General features: G+C 43.5%; 12 protein-coding genes and 1 tRNA gene. 10 read left to right on the top strand and 3 right to left on the bottom strand.

What is annotated here, in order from left to right; all coding sequences use genetic code 11:
• Positions 1-123: 123 nt before the first annotated feature.
• Both JMX89_RS04545 and cysS read right to left on the bottom strand, forming a co-directional pair.
• Positions 124-1,965: a mechanosensitive ion channel family protein gene (locus JMX89_RS04545; RefSeq protein ID WP_201531617.1), complete on the bottom strand. Its 1,842-nt coding sequence runs from the start codon at positions 1,963-1,965 to the stop codon at positions 124-126.
• Positions 1,966-2,193: 228 nt separating this feature from the next.
• Positions 2,194-3,660, bottom strand: a complete 1,467-nt coding sequence (gene cysS, locus JMX89_RS04540; protein ID WP_201531615.1) for a cysteine--tRNA ligase — start codon at positions 3,658-3,660, stop codon at positions 2,194-2,196.
• Between the two features lie 225 nt (positions 3,661-3,885).
• Between cysS and JMX89_RS04535 the strand changes: the two genes are divergently transcribed.
• On the top strand, positions 3,886-4,530 hold the full coding sequence (locus tag JMX89_RS04535) for a cob(I)yrinic acid a,c-diamide adenosyltransferase (protein ID WP_181210216.1): 645 nt from the start codon (positions 3,886-3,888) through the stop codon (positions 4,528-4,530).
• A 116-nt stretch (positions 4,531-4,646) separates the two neighbouring features.
• On the opposite strand, the gene JMX89_RS04530 is transcribed toward JMX89_RS04535, so the two are convergent.
• The gene (locus tag JMX89_RS04530) at positions 4,647-5,624 is read right to left on the bottom strand and encodes a hypothetical protein (protein ID WP_201531613.1); all 978 of its coding nucleotides are present in this window, start codon (positions 5,622-5,624) and stop codon (positions 4,647-4,649) included.
• Positions 5,625-6,020: 396 nt separating this feature from the next.
• On the opposite strand from JMX89_RS04530, the gene JMX89_RS04525 reads away from it, so the two are divergent.
• From JMX89_RS04525 to urtB, 9 genes are all read left to right on the top strand, one after another.
• Positions 6,021-6,749 (top strand): glycerophosphodiester phosphodiesterase, encoded by a 729-nt coding sequence (locus JMX89_RS04525; protein WP_201550976.1) that lies wholly within the window; start codon positions 6,021-6,023, stop codon positions 6,747-6,749.
• Positions 6,750-7,198: 449 nt separating this feature from the next.
• On the top strand, positions 7,199-8,377 hold the full coding sequence (locus tag JMX89_RS04520) for an acyl-CoA desaturase (RefSeq protein ID WP_181210356.1): 1,179 nt from the start codon (positions 7,199-7,201) through the stop codon (positions 8,375-8,377).
• Between the two features lie 273 nt (positions 8,378-8,650).
• Complete coding sequence (locus JMX89_RS04515) at positions 8,651-10,111, top strand: protein adenylyltransferase SelO (protein ID WP_201550974.1); 1,461 nt, start codon at positions 8,651-8,653, stop codon at positions 10,109-10,111.
• A 329-nt stretch (positions 10,112-10,440) separates the two neighbouring features.
• Positions 10,441-12,762, top strand: coding sequence for an NADP-dependent malic enzyme (locus JMX89_RS04510; RefSeq protein WP_020443216.1), 2,322 nt, complete (start codon positions 10,441-10,443; stop codon positions 12,760-12,762).
• A gap of 159 nt (positions 12,763-12,921) precedes the next feature.
• A complete protein-coding gene (locus tag JMX89_RS04505; protein ID WP_201550972.1) occupies positions 12,922-14,094 on the top strand; it encodes a tRNA nucleotidyltransferase in 1,173 nt (390 codons plus the stop codon).
• Positions 14,095-14,153: 59 nt separating this feature from the next.
• Positions 14,154-14,957: a pteridine reductase gene (locus tag JMX89_RS04500; protein WP_227673005.1), complete on the top strand. Its 804-nt coding sequence runs from the start codon at positions 14,154-14,156 to the stop codon at positions 14,955-14,957.
• 82 nt (positions 14,958-15,039) lie between these two features.
• Positions 15,040-15,116: transfer RNA gene (locus JMX89_RS04495), tRNA-Ile, on the top strand.
• Between the two features lie 674 nt (positions 15,117-15,790).
• Positions 15,791-17,101, top strand: a complete 1,311-nt coding sequence (urtA, locus tag JMX89_RS04490) for an urea ABC transporter substrate-binding protein (protein ID WP_026037277.1) — start codon at positions 15,791-15,793, stop codon at positions 17,099-17,101.
• A 138-nt stretch (positions 17,102-17,239) separates the two neighbouring features.
• The gene (gene urtB / locus JMX89_RS04485; RefSeq protein WP_201550970.1) at positions 17,240-19,039 is read left to right on the top strand and encodes an urea ABC transporter permease subunit UrtB; all 1,800 of its coding nucleotides are present in this window, start codon (positions 17,240-17,242) and stop codon (positions 19,037-19,039) included.
• The last annotated feature ends 10 nt before the right edge of the window (positions 19,040-19,049 follow it).

Below are 19,049 nucleotides of genomic sequence, written 5' to 3'. Positions count from 1 at the left end.
ATATTATAACAAATAAGCAAGCAAATCGCATGCTATATTTGTCAGTGGGTTTTACTCACAGCTGTCTATCGATAGTGACGCTGTACATTCAATTTTTTTAAGTGTCAAACCAATAGACATTGACTATTTTTGTCTCAATACAAGGTGCTCAGCTGGTAAATAATGCTTTTGTTCACGATACAAATAATCAAGCATCTGCTCACGTATCTCACAGGCCAGTGTCCATGCTTCTACAGGGCCTACCGCTGAAACAGCGCCGCGCAGTTGAATGGTCTTTTCAGTTACCTCAACGACAAATATTTCAGGCTCAGTTTTGTTGTCCCAAAGCTTATTGTCTTTCACCACCGAAATAAACTGCTGCCGAATGGCGTCAATATCTGCGCCGTAATCGATATATAAGAACACAGGACAGGTCTGATGCACTTCTGTATGCGACCAGTTCTCTACCATTTCGGTGATCAATTCGCGCATCGGCACGATTAATCGACGTTCATCCCATGTTTTTAGTACCGCATAAGTATAACGCAGGTCTTCAACGGTACTAAAGTTGCCATCCATTATCACACTGTCGCCAATTCGTACGGGCTGGGTCACTGCTACCTGTACTCCAGCAATGATGTTACCCAGTATTGGTTGAGCGGCGATACCAATGACCACGCCAGCAATGCCAGCCGAAGTCAGTAAGGTTTTGCCAAAGCCTTCCATGTTGGCAAACTCACTCAGACCTATCCAAATACTGCCCAACACCATGACAAATACGAAGACGCGGCGAAATATCGATACGTAAGTTCGACGACGGCGCACTTTGTCAAACTGCTCCTCTCCTAGATTTTCAATCTGCATATCTTGATAGCGGTTGGCAAAAAAGTTGATAACACGTATACCGAGCCACATGGCGCTAAAGACCAATCCAATCCAAATAATCGGACGTGTCGAGGAAGCGACTGCATCCAGATAAGGAAAGCCGCCCGATACCAAGGTAAATACCGATGAGAAGCTGATGGTAAAGGTTAGCGGTACTGTCAGCTTATTGACCAAATCTTCCACGCTATTGTGGTGAACCGTACTCAGCCGATTGCCGGCTTTATCTTTGACATACCAATTGAGAAGCTTGCCAGCACCTTTGCTGAGTAACCAGCCCACTCCCATGGTAAAAGAGAAGAAAACAAGTAATGCTAAAAACTCCCAGATGGCGATGCTAAATAACTGTAATTTTGTCCACGCCGGTAAATAACGCTCAAACTTTGCCGGATGATATTGCTCATAGAGGTTATCGATATTACCAACCGTTTGGGCAGAAAATACCCAAAAAGGCGCACTATCATCAATGCGCACACGCTCTAGATGTATGGGTACACGGCGCTCACGATAATCGATATAACCAAGCTGAATAGAGCGTCTAGGAATGCCTTGAATACTGTTCGTGCTACCAAGCGGTGGCTCAATCAAACCGTCAGGACGATCTGGCAATTCATCAAAAACATAGAGCTTTTTTTCAATCAACAAAAAATCAAGTTGTTTGGCCAGATCTATCGCCCGACTACGCTGCAATTTACCATCAATCAAATTCATATTGAGCGCATAAGCGGCCAAATCATATTGCTGATTCATGACTGCCGATTGGAAAAACTCTAATGTGGCAAGTGGGGTTGACAAGTTTGGCGGCTCAGACAAGGGCGGCAAACCTGCATTGAGCTTATCTAACGCATAGTAGTTTTCGTTGTAATCCCCAGTGAGACCAGAATCTCCTTGTAGCACACCTGCTTGCTGCACTGTCCTTTTTTCTAGCGGGCTAATTACCTCTGCTGCAACGGCAGAGACAGTCACTCCTTCCTCTTTTAACTTATCGATTCTTTGCGCAGCATACTCCACCAAATTTTCTGGTTTTGTAGTAACCGTCTCTTCAAGATTTCGATTGTCTATGTCCTCAGTACTGCTTGCTGCATAAGCAGAAATGCACGCCATATTTAATAGGATAAATAAGCTGCCAATTATAAAGAGCAGTCGCGGTAAAAATTGGGCATGAGACTGTAGAGAGTGAGTCCTGAGAAATCCGAAAGGAGTTTGCATACAAAAACTCTTGCTAATAAGTATGATATTAAGCTAATGCAGAAGACACAAAAAAGCCAGCAGATAGCTGGCTTAATTTATTATTGTTTGTGAATGAACAAGCGCAAAAAACTAATGCTTACATTAAGCACGGCGCCAAGTGGTGCCCGCACGACTGTCTTCAAGCTCAATACCAGCATCTTTCAACTGCACACGTATCTCATCAGCACGCGCAAAGTTTTTATTGGTTTTGGCATCAGCACGCTCGATGATTAGCTCATCAATGGCTTCGTCGGTTAAACTATCTTCAGCTACTTCACCAATGACGGCTTGCAAGAACTGCTGCACAGGCTGCTGTAAAATATTAAGCGTTTGCGCCAAAGCCTTTAAGCACTCGGCCAACTGCCAAGCAGTCTCTACATCTTGTGCTTTACTCGCTTTATTGATATCACGCGCCAATCCAAACAGCACACTGATAGCGGTTGAGCTGTTAAAGTCGTCATTCATGGCTTTGATAAAGTCTTGTCCCACTGCACTGGCGTAGGCATTATTAATCAAGGCTTCATCGATAATAAGTACTTCACCTTTTTGTTGTTCAGCAACTTTTAATGCTTGATACAACCTGCTTAGGCTATTATGCGATTCGTCCAAGGCACTATCAGAGAAGTTTACTTGACTGCGATAATGACTCGACAATAAGAAGAAACGAACCGTTTCTGGTAAGTATTTTGCCATGACATCACGAATGGTAAAGAAATTCCCCAATGACTTGGACATTTTTTCGCCATCAACATTGATAAAACCAACGTGCATCCAGTTACGCGCGTATTCACAGCCGGTCGCTGCTTCAGATTGGGCAATCTCATTTTCATGATGCGGGAACTGCAAATCATGACCGCCGCCATGGATATCAAAGGTATTACCAAGGCATTTGGTCGACATCGCTGAGCATTCAATATGCCAGCCCGGACGCCCTTGACCCCAAGCTGATGCCCATTGTGGCTCATCAGGTTTCGCCGCTTTCCATAACACAAAATCAAATGGATTGCGCTTATCGTTCTCGACTTCAACCCGTGATCCTGCCTGCATATCATCAAGGTTACGTTTTGACAATTTGCCATAATCTGCGAAGCTATCGACTGCATAGTAGACATCACCATTATCACCCGCGTAGGCATAGTCATTACTAACCAACGTCTCAATCATCTGCTGCATCTCATCGATATGATCGGTCGCACGCGGTTCCGCATCAGGGGACAAGCAGCCAAGTGCTGTCGCATCTTCATGCATGGCAGTAATAAAACGTTGGGTCAATGTGCCAATCTCTTCACCATTTTCGGCAGCACGAGTGATGATTTTGTCATCAATATCAGTAATATTACGCACGTAATTTACGTCATAGCCCAATTGTGCAAGCCAACGTACTGCCATATCAAAGCCAACCATCACTCGAGCGTGACCGATATGACAATAATCATAAACCGTCATGCCACACACATACATGCCAACTTTGCCCGTGGCAAGCGGCTTGAATACTTGCTTGCGTCCAGTAAGTGAGTCATAGATGACGAGCTGAGACATCGCGTCTGCAAGAGGTGTGGTCATAGTCATAAAGCCTTTAAATTAAAAGTATAAGAGAAAACAAGCCTAGCAATCATGTACGCTTAGCCAATAAAAAAGCGCTTACATAAGCAAATCATGCATAAATCAAGGGTAAAGAGAACATCAATATAAAACTTAACCCATTATCTTAGCGAAAATGCTCGTAAAATACTACAATGAGCGCGCAAGTAAGACTCTGTAATGATAAAAACATTGATAGTTAAGGATAAAAATATGGGCAATCGTTTAAGCAAAATTTATACGCGTACTGGCGATGATGGCAGTACTGGCATGGCAGATGGTAGTCGCGTCAGTAAGGCGGACATCCTATTTAGTGTGATGGGTGATATTGATGAGCTCAACTCGCACATTGGCTTGGTACGTGCACAGCTTACTCAAGCGTTAAGTGCGCAAACCAATAATTCAAGTCACAGCCAACAGCTACCTGAACGCTTGCAAACAAAACAAGAAGTCGACTTTGCCCAAGCTTTAGTGATTATTCAACATTTATTATTTAATATCGGTGGTGAGCTTGCTATGCCAGAATATGAAGGCGTAAATACGATTCATATTGATTGGCTTGAGCAGCAGATCGATGCGATGAATACAACGTTACCACCGCTAAAAGACTTTATCTTACCAACAGGCTCATTATTGGTCAGCCAGTTGCATGTGGCACGTACTGTTTGTCGCCGCGCTGAGCGCCAAGCAGTATTACTAAGACAAGCGCAGCCACAAGCCATTCGACCGACAGCGGTCAGCTTTATCAACCGTTTGTCTGATTGGCTCTTTGTCGCCGCACGTTTTTGCACAGACCCTGAACAGGTTTCTGAAGTCTTGTGGGACAGCCAAGTATTACAAAAATTCGCTGATAGTTGAGCCATTTAACGAACCACAAAAAAACGCCCGCAATAAATATGTTGCAGGCGTTTTTTTATTGAAATACTGAATTGAAATACTGAAACGATGCTTATCGATATTTAGTAGCAATAAGATTAATAAGTTGCTTCTTTATCTTCAATAATGACCATATCAATGCTTTCATCTTTAGGCGTTGCTTTTGGTGCTTCTGGAGCAGCAGGTGTAGGAGTTACTGTACTAGGCGCAGTAGTGCTAGGTGTTGGCGCTGACGGAGTGCTACTTGGCGTCTTTGTATTTTGACTGCTGTTTTGATTAATAACTGGTGGCTTAGCAGGTTGTGCTGGACGCACAGGCGCAGCTGGCGTTACCGCTCTTGGCTGGCTAGTATTATTATTGCTCTGTGTATTCTGTGCTGGTTCACGGCGGCGTTCAGGTTGCTGAGTGCCACGTTGGGCGCGCTGCTCTTCCATTGCTGAATGGAGCGTTGAGCTGGCGACCACTTCTGATACCACTGTTAATAATGCCGGCTGTCCTGCGATACGTGTACGTACTTGACCACCTTGCATACCAACAACATAGGTAAAAGCATCATCAATGAGCATATTGTTATTGATACGAATATTGTCATTGGCTAAGCGCGATTGCAAACTTGGCCGATTATTAGCGGCTTGCACTTGGCTGGCTTGATATAAGTCTTCACTTGGCAGAGTCATGCTGACGCTTGCCTGACAGGTTGTCAGACCATTTTCATTGGTTGCTTGCAACACGGCGGCATTTTGTATATCGATGATAATACCGTTTGCTTTAGTAGAAACCACACCGCTGCCTAAGCCAATCTCTGCATCGTTGGCATAACTGACGGCTAAAGTTTGGGCTTGTTGATTGAGCGTATTTTTCAAAGCGGATTTGAGGCGGTCTTGTACCATAGGATCATCACAGCTCACCGCCGTGGCAGCAGCATTTTCACTAACCTGTGTTTCTTGCTCAGTCACTTCTACCGTTTCGGCATCGTCTTTTTCTGAGCGATCACAACCAGCAAGCGCTAAACCACATACCATGCCAATACCAGCAACTTTATACCAATTGCTCACACTTTTATTTGCTACGCTCATATCTCTTTTGCTCCAATTTACTGATTCGTACCGTCGCTCACGGACAGTATTTGACATTTACACTATAAAACTCAAATCTAGCAGAAACCGGCATTGCGATAGATTTGAAAACCACATTATTATACGGTGTTTGCAGGAGATGGTCATCTATGTAGCCTACTGATGTACAAATAACGTTCAACATTGTGTCCGAAATATAGCTTTAGTTGCAAAAAAGCTACAAATATATATTTACTTAAACAAATATTAAGATGATGACAGAAAGTTTTATCAGCATAAGATTTTTATAAATGCTCTATTCAATACGCTTTGATACGTGATAGCGTTGGATGCAGTTAATAACAGACGATATAATATTTCCATTATAATGCTCAAAATATGTGATGGTTACTGGTTATGATAGATCTTAAGAACACCTTGCTACTTGGTCATCGCGGCGCGCGCGGTGAAGCATTAGAAAATACCTTATCAGGTTTTGAATATGCGCAAAATTTGCAAAGCTCTGGCTTAGCAGGTGTAGAGTTCGATGTACAACTTAGCCGAGATGGACAGCTTATCGTCTTTCATGATGAAACGCTTGAGCGCATGTGCGCGCATCAGTCGCGTCTAGATCAGCTAAATGTGAGCGAAATACAGCGTCATCATCAGTTTGGTCAGCCAATTATCACGTTGCCTGACATTGCTTCTGCTCTAAATACCTATACTTATATTGAGCTTGAGGTTAAAACCCATAGTCGCACTGATTATGCCAAACTCGTAAAAGCCTTGATGCGTGACCTCATTGATAGCCCACTTGCTAGCCTACCGATTGTGCTAACCAGCTTTGATGTTGAGCTGCATGCCCATTTACAACGCATTACTTTCATGAGGCATATACCACGTGGGCTGCTTATTCGAGAGCCTAAACTACTGAAACAGGCTCCCAATACTGCCTTACAACTTGGCTGTAAGCAATTAGGTATCCACTATCCGCTTTTGAATCGTGAAGTCATACAGCATTGTCATCGCTATGACTTACCTGTAAGTGCATGGACGGTCAATGATATTGAGACTATTAAGCAGCTTATAAACTGGCAAGTTAATGTGATTATTACCGATTACCCAAGCTATTTATTACTGCCTTAACGCATTACTCCTATTTCTAAAGTCGCTTTGGTGGTGTACATATTTATTGTTTTACTTACATTTTTACCTTATAGCTGATAAGTCACGGCTTATTTGCCATAACACCTACTATAATCCATACAAGTTATTGTTATTTAGCAATATTTTTATAGTGTATAAGTGTTCACTTTACTAAGTATTTAAGGTAATATAGACGCTTAAATTAATACCGTTAGGGATATTATATGATTGCAAAAAAAGCACTTGGCTTACCGCTTAAAGGCTTACGTTTCGCTATCAAATCTGGTGACACATTTGTCAAAAATGCCAGCATTCAAGTCACACGTTTTAAAACACGTTTTGATGAGAATAAAGCAAAAAACTCACTCGATGAGATGCCAGTTGCCAAACGCAACTATGCAAGCGCCTCTGAGCAGACTGAACTGCCTACTGATGTAGACAGTATCGATATGCGTGAATTTGAGTTTACCAAAGCACCGATTAACTGGATTCCAGCGACTATTCTGGTAGCCACGCCTATTGCTGCAGCAATTATTACGCCATGGTATCTGTTCACCCATCAAGTCAGCGCACCGGTTTGGGGCGTATTTGGGGCGTTTATGGTATGGACGGGTATCAGTATCACAGCTGGTTATCACCGTTTACTATCGCATCGTGCTTATAAAGCGCATCCAATCGTCAAAAACTTTTTATTGCTAGGTTCTACCTTTGCGGTACAGGGTTCAGCGTTTGATTGGGTTTCTGGTCACCGTACGCATCATCGTCATGTCGATGATCGCTTAGAAGACCCGTACTCAGCGAAACGTGGCTTTTTCTTTAGTCATATGGGCTGGATGCTACGCAATTATCCTAGCGGAAAATTTGACTATAAAAATATCCCTGACCTGACCAAAGATAGAACGCTGCAAATTCAGCATAAATATTACGGTTTATGGGTTGCTGCATTGAACATCGGTGCAGTCGCCGCGATCGGTTGGTTATTGGGTGATGTTTGGGGTACTTTGGTCATCGTCGGTTTGCTACGTCTGGTACTGACGCATCACTTTACCTTCTTTATCAATTCGCTATGTCATATGTTTGGGTCGCGTCCTTATACCGATACCAACACTGCACGTGATAACTTCTTCTTGGCTCTATTTACGTGGGGTGAGGGTTATCATAACTATCATCACTTCTTCCAGTATGATTATCGTAATGGCGTAAAATGGTGGCAGTATGATCCAACCAAATGGCTTATCGCTGGTTTATCGAAGCTGGGCTTGACTACTGAGCTACGTACTGTTGATGACACCACTATCAAGCATGCTGAAGTACAAATGCAATTTAAAGCAGCGCAGCAGCAGATTGATACGGTCACATCAAGTGGTATTGATATTCCTCATGCGATGAAAAGCTTCCAAGATCGTATTAAGTTTGAATATGATGCCTTTACGCAAACGGTTGAAGAATGGCAAGCATTAAAAGCAAAAACCATTGAGCTGAAAAAGACCGAGTTTGCTGATCGCTTGCATGAAGTTGAAGATGAGTTAAAGCAAGATTATGCCAAGATTGAACAAAAAATATTGGCACATAACAGCAATCTGAAAACAGCATTTCGCTCTATCGGTGAAAGCGCAAAAGCGGCTTAAGTATTGATAACTGTTTGATTATTTAGTATTTTATTGTGACGTTTCTCCTTCCCTCTATCTGTAAAAGATAGGGGGATTTTTTCGTGCGGTATTAAATCTCATGTCTATTGATAAATAGTAATGTGATAAACAATGATGTGATAATTAATCATGATTTACAAGAGACGGACAGAGTGCAATGCTGCTATATCAAGGCTATGTTATAGTGAGTTTACTCTATTCATATCTTAAATTTCTTCTCCCAGCTTTTATCTTTAAATTGGAACGGCTCTTATGCGCTATCAAAACACCTATGCTCAATTGGACACCCGTCTTTATAATGAGCAACTGCCAAACCCATTAGACAATCCTCGTGTCGGTCATTTTAATATTCAAGTTGCTGAGCAGCTGGGCTGGACGGAAGATACAGATTTGATGACTCGTTGGGTTGAAATACTTGGTGGACAGTATGTGCCAGCTGAATTTCAGCCTTTATCAATGGCGTATGCTGGTCACCAGTTTGGGCAATGGGCGGGGCAATTGGGCGATGGTCGCGGCTTATTGATGGCGCAAGTACTCGATAAAAACAATCAACTACAAGATATACATCTAAAGGGTGCAGGCTTGACGCCCTACTCACGCATGGGCGATGGGCGTGCAGTATTACGCAGTACCATTCGTGAGTATTTATGTGGTCATGCGTTGACTCAGCTTGGTATCGCCTCCTCTAATGCGTTGGGATTTGTGGTATCAGATACCAAAGTGCGCCGCGAGCGAATAGAAGCAGGAGCTGCCTTAATGCGAGTCGCTGACAGTCATATTCGCTTAGGTCATGTTGAGTGGATTGCAAGCTTTGCGCCCGACTTACTCGCTGAATTTACCGACTATATGATTGATACCTACTACCCTGAGTGCCGTGATAGTGATAAACCAGTCTTAGCATTTTTGCAGGCTGTGGTTGAGCTTACAGCACGCATGATTGCCGATTGGCAACTGATTGGATTTGCGCATGGCGTTATGAATACGGATAACTTGTCTATTACTGGCAGTACCTTGGATTTTGGTCCATTTGGTTTTATGGAACGCTTCAACCCTGCTTGGATCAATAATCACTCTGATCATAGCGGACGCTACGCCTATCAAAATCAGCCTGCTATTGGTCATTGGAATCTAAATATTTGGTTACCGCACTTTATGCGTCTAGACGGTGTGACGCGCGAGACGTTAGCAGATTGTCTAGCGCCTTACGAAGCGACCTTTATGCAGCATTATCAGCAAGGGCTATGCCGTAAGCTTGGGTTGCCGCATCAGCGTGAGAGTTTAAGCTTAGCGTTTGAATGGTTGACACTGCTAGAGGATAATCTACTCGACTATACCAATAGCTTCCGAGCGTTATTAGGATTAATCGCACCTCATCCTTATGAGCAGCAGTTGCTTGCAACCTTGACGGCCGAGCTGAATCCTGAAGCACAGCAAGTCTGGCAAGCATGGTCGACCCGTTATCTGGCACAAGTAAAGCAGGTATCGATTACTCAAGCAATTGAGGATATGCAAGCCAGCAATCCTATTTATGTATTGCGTAACAGCATGGCTCAGCGTGTTATCGTTGCCGCAGAGCAAGGACAGTTTGAAGAACTAAATAGAGTATTCGAGTTGCTTGCTAGCCCTTATACGCTACATGATAGCGCCATTGACCTTGATACCTTACCGCCTGCGCCTCATGCACCGCAAATGCCAATCAGCTGTTCGTCTTAATATATATTTATTCTGTAATATTTTGAAATATTTTGCATTTGGGGTTGATATTTGGGTCATTTTTTTGGCATTATCAACTAGCTAAATAATGAATATCAATTTATTATATTGTGTGCGCAGTTCATAGTCCTTAGCTAGGCAAATTATTGGCGATAATGTAGACTATCTATTTTGCACTATTGTTGTTTTTTGCTGATGTTTAAGCACCGCATAGCACCCCTTAACAATCAATGTACACTCATGATCATATTCAATGGTTATTGAGAATTAGGCATTAGTTTTTATCACCATTTAATTTATTCCAATTTATCCTAACCATGGCAATTATTATGAATGACGATATCACTTTGAATACGGACACCCCTAGTACGGAAAAAGAGCAGTTTGAACAAGCTGCCTTACATTACCATGAGTTCCCTCGCCCTGGTAAAATCTCAGTTACTCCTATCAAGCAATTGGCAAACCAACGTGATCTGGCGCTCGCCTATTCACCAGGTGTGGCAGTACCTTGTCTTGAGATTCAAAGAGACCCATCTCTTGCGGCAAAATATACCGCACGTAGCAACTTAGTTGGTGTTATTACCAATGGTACAGCGGTGCTAGGTTTGGGAAATATCGGTCCATTGGCATCAAAGCCTGTGATGGAAGGTAAAGGGGTTCTATTCAAAAAGTTCGCTGGTATCGACGTTTTTGATATTGAAATTGCACAAAACGATCCGGACAAATTCATTGAGGCAGTTGCTTCTTTAGAGCCTACGTTTGGTGGGATTAATTTAGAAGACATCAAAGCACCAGAGTGTTTCAAAATCGAGCGCGAATTGCGTAAGCGTATGAACATTCCAGTATTCCATGATGACCAACATGGCACGTCAATCATTGTTGCGGCGGCGATGCTTAATGCATTAATCATCACGAACAAAAAAATTGAAGATATTAAAATCATTTGTTCTGGTGCCGGTGCTGCAGCGATTTCTTGCTTGGATATCATTTGTGCCCTTGGTGTGAATAAAAACAATATCTACGTATCAGACTCACGTGGCATTATCTCTACTACCCGTGAAAACCTTGATGAAACCAAACAGCGCTATGCTCGTGAAACCACTGCTACGACTATTGAAGAGTTGATGGATGATGTCGACATGTTCCTAGGCTTATCTATGCCTGGTACATTGACAGAAGACATGGTTCGCCGTATGGCAAAAGACCCTATCATCTTTGCGCTTGCTAACCCAACGCCTGAGATCATGCCAGAAATCGCCCATGCCGTCCGTCCAGACGTTATTATGGCAACCGGTCGCTCTGATTATCCGAACCAAGTAAACAACGCATTGTGTTTCCCTTATATCTTCCGCGGTGCATTAGATGTAGGCGCAACGACTGTCAACGAAGAAATGAAAATTGCATGCGTACGCGCCATTGCTGCTATGGCACATGTTGAAGCGACGCCAATGAGCAACGTCAAAAACGTTGAAAGTACGCCAAGCTTTGGTCGTGATTACCTGATCCCAGGACCACTTGAGCCAAACCTAATCATTGAAATCGCCTCTGCAGTCGCAAAAGCAGCTATGGATTCAGGCGTTGCAACGCTTCCTATCGCAGATATGAAAGCCTATCGTCAGCGTCTGTCTGAGTTTGTCTATAACTCAGCGTTTGTAATGAAGCCTATTTTTGCTCGTGCAAAAGCAGATCCAAAACGTATCGTTTACTGTGAAGGCGAAGACAGCAACGTACTATTAGCGGTACAAGTGGTCGTCGATGAGCAGTTGGCTTATCCAATCTTGGTCGGTCGTCCTTCAGTGATCGAAAATAACATTGCAAAGCTAGCACTACGCTTGAAAGATGGCGTGAACATTACTATCGTCAATGTTGATGATGATCCGCGCTATAACGATTACTGGAAAGGCTACTACGAGAAAAACAAACGTACTGGTGTCAGTATCGAGCTTGCTCGCCGTGATGTGCGCCGCAAAACCTCTTTAATTGGTGCGCTTTTGGTTGAAAATGGCGATGCCGATGGTATGATTTGTGGTACATTCGGTCACTATCAGCTGCATTTAAAATATGTCGGCAGAGTAATCAATAAAAAAGAAGGCATTAATGATTTTTACGCGATGAATGCGGTGCTCATGCAAGATCGTAATATTTTTATTGCTGATACCTATATCCATGAAGACCCAACGGCTGAGCAATTGGCTGAGATGACTGTATTGGCAGCTGAGCAATTGTGCCGCTTTAGCATTACCCCACGTGTGGCTTTGGTGTCGCATTCAAACTTCGGAACTTCTGATCGTGCCAGTGCGGTCAAAATGCGTAAAGTACATCAACTGCTGACCGAGATGAATGTCGATTTTGAGTTTGACGGTGAAATGCAAGGTGATGCGGCACTTGACGAACATATCCGTGCCAATGACTTGCCTTCGAGCAATCTTAAAGGTTCAGCAAATCTACTTATCTTGCCAACGTTAGATGCGTCGAACATTGCCTTTAACCTGCTCAAGACGGCAACCGGTAGCGCGTCTATCGGTCCTATTTTGTTAGGTGCAAGCAAACCTGTACATATTCTAACGCCATCAGCTACAGCGCGCCGTGTGGTTAATATGACGGCACTTGCGGTCACTGAAGCTCAGGATTTAGACAACGAGAAGCAATAATCGATTACGCTCTTCAAAGTCAAAGTGCGCAATTAAGACGGTCTTTTGCATTTTTTATAGAGACCGTCTGCTATACTAAAACCAGCCAATGCTTAAAGTATTGGCTGGTTTTTTTTGACAAAATTTAGGTTAATTGGTAGTAAATATAAAGAGAATATTATGCAAGTGTATCTCGTCGGCGGTGCGGTACGTGATCAGCTATTAGGGCGCCCTATTAAAGATAAAGACTTCGTTGTCGTTGGGGCAACAGTTACTGAGATGCTTGACGCAGGTTTTCAGCAAGTAGGCGTAGATTTCCCTGTATTTTTGCATCCAGTAAGCCGTGAGGAATATGCCCTCGCACGAACTGAGCGTAAGCAAGGTCTGGGCTATCAGGGCTTTAGCGTGCATGCCAGTATTGACGTTAGTTTAAAAGACGATTTGCAGCGGCGCGACTTGACGATCAATGCCATGGCTATAGAGGTTACTAGCTTAACCGACGATACGCCGATAAGTGGTGACGTGATTGATTACTACGGCGGATTGCAGGATATTGAAAATAAAACCCTACGTCATGTCTCAAGTGCCTTTAACGAAGACCCTTTACGGGTGCTGAGAACGGCGCGCTTTTATAGCCGCTATTACGATTTGGGCTTTACTATCGCTGATGACACGTTAGTCTTGATGCGTGAGTTGGTTGCTTCAGGAGAGCTTACCCATTTAAGTAGCGAGCGTATTTGGCAAGAATCGAGCCGTGCAATGATGCAGCTCTCCCCTCAGGTATACTGGCAACAGCTATTTGATATCGGCGCCCTTGCAGAGTACTTTGCACCGTTACATCAGGCTTGGAATGACGATCAGATACGAGAGACAGTGCAAACATCGCTATATTTCGCCGGTCAGATGCAATTGAATTTATCACAGCGTTGGGCGCTATTAATGATTAGCCTTAAGCCATCGTTATTTCAGATCAAACATATTGAAGCCATAACAGCGGTCAAAAGTATTAACGATATAGGTAATATGGCTAAAGTACCAAAGGCACAAACACAATTTGCTGGTTTATTCGTACAACAAGCTGATAAATTAAGCGTTATAACCCAACTCAGTGCTGCCGAGAAAATTGATCTTATTCAAGCCTGCAGCGCCCATAAAGAGCCTGAAAAACTCTCGCAGCTCTTGGTCACAAGCCAAGTATTGCAGTTATCTATACAGCACCGTCAGATGATGTTGGCATTAAATAGCTTTCACAGTATTGGTATGAATGATATTGATCAAAGTCTCAAAGGTACAGCGATTGGTAAAGCCTTGCGTCAATGCAGAATTGAGCATTTACAAACGCAAACAGCCTGACATAAAAAGATTAAACACTCTTTAAAATTTTAAAACCATATCCTAATTAAAACTCTATTATGACTCAAACATCTAAAAACACTCAGCCTATGATGGCATCTGCCCCCGTTATGCTTGTCACAGGTAGTGCTAAGCGTATCGGTGCTGCTATTATTCGTGCGGCTCATAAGCAAGGCTATCGCGTCATTATCCATTGTCATCATAGTGAGCAAGAGGCACATGCATTAGCAGATGCGCTGAATGATACTTGCGCTCATAGTGCTGTGGTTATTGTCGCGGATTTGTCAGTGGTAAATCAGGCAGACACTCTCAAGCACCTGACCCAAACTATCATGCAGGCATTTGGGCAACTAGACGTACTGGTACATAATGCCTCTCGCTTTTACTCTACTCCCCTTGGCAGTATTAATTATGACCAATGGGACGAGCTGCTGTTGACCAATGCCAAAGCGCCTTTATTGTTAAGCCAAGCACTACTACCTTATCTTAAGCAACAACAAGGTTGTATTATTAGTCTGCTTGATATTCATGCGCATGATAAGCCGTTTGCCAATTATACGGTTTACAATATGGCAAAAGCGGCGCATCGGATGATGGTGCAGTCTTTAGCACTGGATATGGCGCCTGGTGTACGCGTGAATGGGGTCGCGCCTGGGGTCAATATTTTACCCGATGCAGATAGCGATCAAGCGATTGATAGCGAGCAGCAAAGTAAGATTATAGGTTCCATTCCTATGCAGCGAATAGGCATCCCTGCTGACATTGCGCATAGCGTGCTCTATTTGGCGCACGCCAGTTATGTGACGGGTGAGATAATAACCGTAGATGGAGGCCGAAGTTTGACGCTGGCTGGTGGTAATTAGTGATAATTCATCAAATAGTATGCCCTATCTGCTAACTTTTACTTGAAAATATATAAAAATCAGGTATCATTGTGCGTCTAAAGGGCCCATAGCTCAGTTGGTTAGAGCAGAGGACTCATAATCCTTTGGTCGTAGGTTCAAGTCCTACTGGGCCCACCAAATTCAAACCCCGTAAACGCAATGTTTATGGGGTTTTTTGTTGTCTAGTGTTTTTAGCTGGCTTGTTAGAGTGTGCGATAAACCTCTGAGGGTGGATTTGCCTATCCCCAATGAATCAGCACCGTCAGGTACTTTACGTTTGTGTTCAACGACTAAGCTGATGGCTTCTAATTTGAATTATCAGGTATATTGATTGCGTTTGTTGGTCATACTATGTTCCTTCTTTTGTTTAGTACAACCTCTTAGCAACTGTCCAAATTTATTATGCCACTACATGCTGGCATGTCTTAGCAAGTCCTTACTGCTTTTATGAGTACTCAATTGGCTTAATTAATATCGGGGTTTGCTTTGCAAGCACCCTTGTTTATGCTTTCTGAACTTAGCAGCACACCGCTTTCAATGTAATCGTTTTAATCCTCTTAGACCAGACACTTATGGTGCATAGAAAATCATAAAAACCATCATGGTGCGAAAAAAGTGCAATATCTCCTAAAAAGACCGATATTGGTGCGTTTATTATGTATTTTGGAATGGCATAAATATTGAAGTATTAATAGCAGTTAGGAATGGTTTGTTAACTCGGCCTACCAAGCTGCTACTTTATCTTTTTGGAGAAATATATGTCTTTATTGCCAACGCTTATCACTGATACTCCTATAAGTACAAATTATCGTATCGACTCAAAACTCACATCACGTTTGTCTCTACTAGCAGTAGCCGTCGTAGGTAGCTTAAGCCTTATAGGTTGTCAGAAACCTGCAGAAACTAGCGCTGAGACCAATTCTACAGCCACAAAAACCGAAACGGCCGAGACCGCTACTACCCCTGCGGCAGATGGTGACACCATAAAAGTTGGCATCTTGCATTCTTTATCTGGAACGATGGCCATCTCTGAAACATCCTTAAAAGATACTGCTCTCATGACCATTGATGAAATTAATGCCAATGGCGGTGTGTTGGGTAAGCAGCTAGAGCCAATCGTCGTAGATCCCGCTTCTGATTGGCCGTTATTCGCTGAAAAAGCACGTCAGCTGTTAACTCAAGACAAAGTGGATGTCATATTTGGTGGTTGGACATCGGTATCACGTAAGTCCGTGCTGCCTGTCGTTGAAGAACTAAATGGTTTAATGTTCTACCCTGTGCAGTACGAAGGTCAAGAGCAATCAGAAAACATTTTCTACACTGGTGCTGCACCTAACCAACAAGCCATTCCTGCCGTTGAATATTTAATGAGCCCAGAGGGCGGTAGTGCAGAACGCTTTGTCTTACTTGGGACAGACTATGTCTATCCTCGGACTACTAACCAGATACTGCGTGCTTTCTTGAAGTCTAAAGGGGTCGCTGAAACAGACATCATGGAAGAGTACACTCCTTTCGGTTTTAGCAACTATCAGACTATCGTTGGCAACATTAAAAGCTTCTCGACGGGTAAGAAAACGGCGGTTATCTCTACCATTAATGGGGACTCAAACGTACCCTTCTATCGTGAGCTTGCCAACCAAGGCATCAAAGCCTCTGATATCCCCGTCATGGCATTCTCAGTAGGAGAAGAAGAGCTTCGCGGTATCGATACTAGCTTATTGCAAGGGCATTTGGCGTCATGGAACTACTTTATGTCGGTTAAAAATCCTGTCAATAGCGGCTTCACCAAAAAGTATAAGAAATATGCGCTAGATCATAAGCTACCGAATGCTGAAAAGGTCGTGACCAATGATCCTATGGAAGCCACCTACGTGGGTATCAATATGTGGAAACAAGCAGTCGAAAAAGCAGGTACCACTAATGTCGATAAAGTGCGTATTAGTATGGGAGGTCAGACTTTTGACGCGCCATCAGGGTATACATTAAAAATGGATGAGGAAAACCATCACTTATGGAAGCCTGTCATGATCGGTCAAATCCGTGCCGATGGTCAGTTCGATGTGATCAGCAAAACGCCAAAAGTCATTCGTGCTGAGCCATGGAGTCAGTACATTCCTAAGTAAGATTGTGGTCACCTAAACCTTAGTCCCTAATCCTTAGCCCCTTAATGGTATCAATACCAGCAACCCTTTAGCTCCTCTACTGATAAAACAGTTTTCAGTAGAGGTTAGAGGAGTGTTGACTGCAAAAAAGGAACCATCATGTCACATTACCCTTCCTATTATAAAAGTGACGCGCAAGCCAATTATTTTAACAAGACTTTTATCATCGCCTTACTATCTTTACTCTTTCTCATTGCTATCACATCAGCTGCTCATGCTCACGAGACACCAGCAGTACACAGCCACGGCGAGAAACTATCTACTAATACTGTGGCAGCGACATCCAATGCTGTAAGTGAAGAGATCTTACTTGCTCAAGACGACACCTTACTTGCTCAAAACAAGCAGTCTCTGACTACGCCTGCTAATCTTGCGGTAAGTAAAGGGGATGCTATCGAGCAGTTCGTTGCTGCTGACTTCACCAAGCGCCAAACCATGCTCAACCAGTGGCCGGGGTCAGTTGAGAGTTTGGATACTTTAGTTGAGCTGATAAAAAACGATGAGCTATACCAAGGCAATGGTGGGCAAACCTACCTACTTAACAGCGAAGATGAGCTATTTACTTATCCTGCTAAGCAGCTGACCACCGAGTGGCCGAGTGACTTGGCGCAAGTGACTTTGACCAATACGCTACGCTCAGCCTTAGTATTTGGACAAGCCAAGGTTAAGCTTGAGTCAAACGATCCTACGCAACGTGTGCAGGCAGTTGCCATCTTAGCGGACAATATCGAACAGCTAGATCCAGCACTCATAAGTACTGCTGCCACTAATGAGGAAGACGACGATGTCAAAACGGCGTTGAGTACTTTACAAGCGAGGATTGATTTTAGAGATGGCGACGTCACCAAGCAAATTGCCGCGCTTACCGTGCTTGCTGATAGCGATAGTCCACAAGTCTTAGTTGATGTCAAAAAAGCATTGGCGGCAGATAATATCGATCCTGTACTCAAATCTGCGCTGTTAGACGCTGAGGATAGTATTGAGCAGCGCATTACCATCAGTACTTGGATAGGTCATCTATTCACGGGACTTAGTACGGCAAGTATCTTACTACTCGCGGCATTAGGGCTGGCCATTACTTTTGGGCTGCTTGGGGTCATCAATATGGCCCACGGTGAGCTCATTATGATTGGTGCTTACGCCACTTATATGGTGCAAAATCTCTTTCAAGCGTATTTTCCTAGTATGACTGGATGGTATCTGGTTGCTGCTATACCCGTCGCTTTCTTAGTCAGTGCCATTATCGGCATGGTTATCGAACGAATCATTATTCGCCCGCTTTATGGTCGTGAGCTTGAAACCTTACTGGCAACTTTCGGTGTCAGTTTGATTCTTATGCAGTTGGTTCGGATGATATTTGGCGCGCAAAACGTCGAAGTCAGCAATGTCGACTGGTTGAGCGGTGCCTATCAAGTGTCCTCGAGCCTTGTACTCCCCTTCAATCGTATCGCTATTATTGGCTTTACCATCATTATTCTTATGCTACTGGTGTACTTACTTAACAAGACTCGTTTCGGGCTATTTGTGCGCGCTGTCACTCAAAATCGGCAAATGGCACGTGCAGTTGGTATCTCATCTGCTCGCATCGATATGTTGGCTTTTGGACTTGGCTCGGGTCTCGCAGGTCTCGCTGGCTGTGCTTTGGCGCAAGTAGGCAATGTCGGACCCGACTTAGGTCAAACTTATATTATTGATGCGTTCTTAGTCGTCGTGGTTGGCGGTGTTGGGCAAGTATGGGGCGCGGTATTGGCATCTTTAGGTCTTGGTGTCAGTGGTACGGTGCTAGAGATTGGCATTGGTGCTGTGATGGCTAAGATTGTATTACTGGTTCTTGTGATTTTGTTTATTCAAAAACGTCCACAAGGTTTATTTGCCCTCAAAGGCCGTTTTGTGGATTAAGGAGAACCTC

It is taken from the genome of Psychrobacter sp. DD43, from assembly GCF_904846555.1.
In the GTDB taxonomy this organism is placed as follows: domain Bacteria; phylum Pseudomonadota; class Gammaproteobacteria; order Pseudomonadales; family Moraxellaceae; genus Psychrobacter; species Psychrobacter cryohalolentis.
The sequence above is the reverse complement of the archived record's forward strand: the minus strand, read 5'-3'. Positions and strand labels throughout refer to the sequence as shown.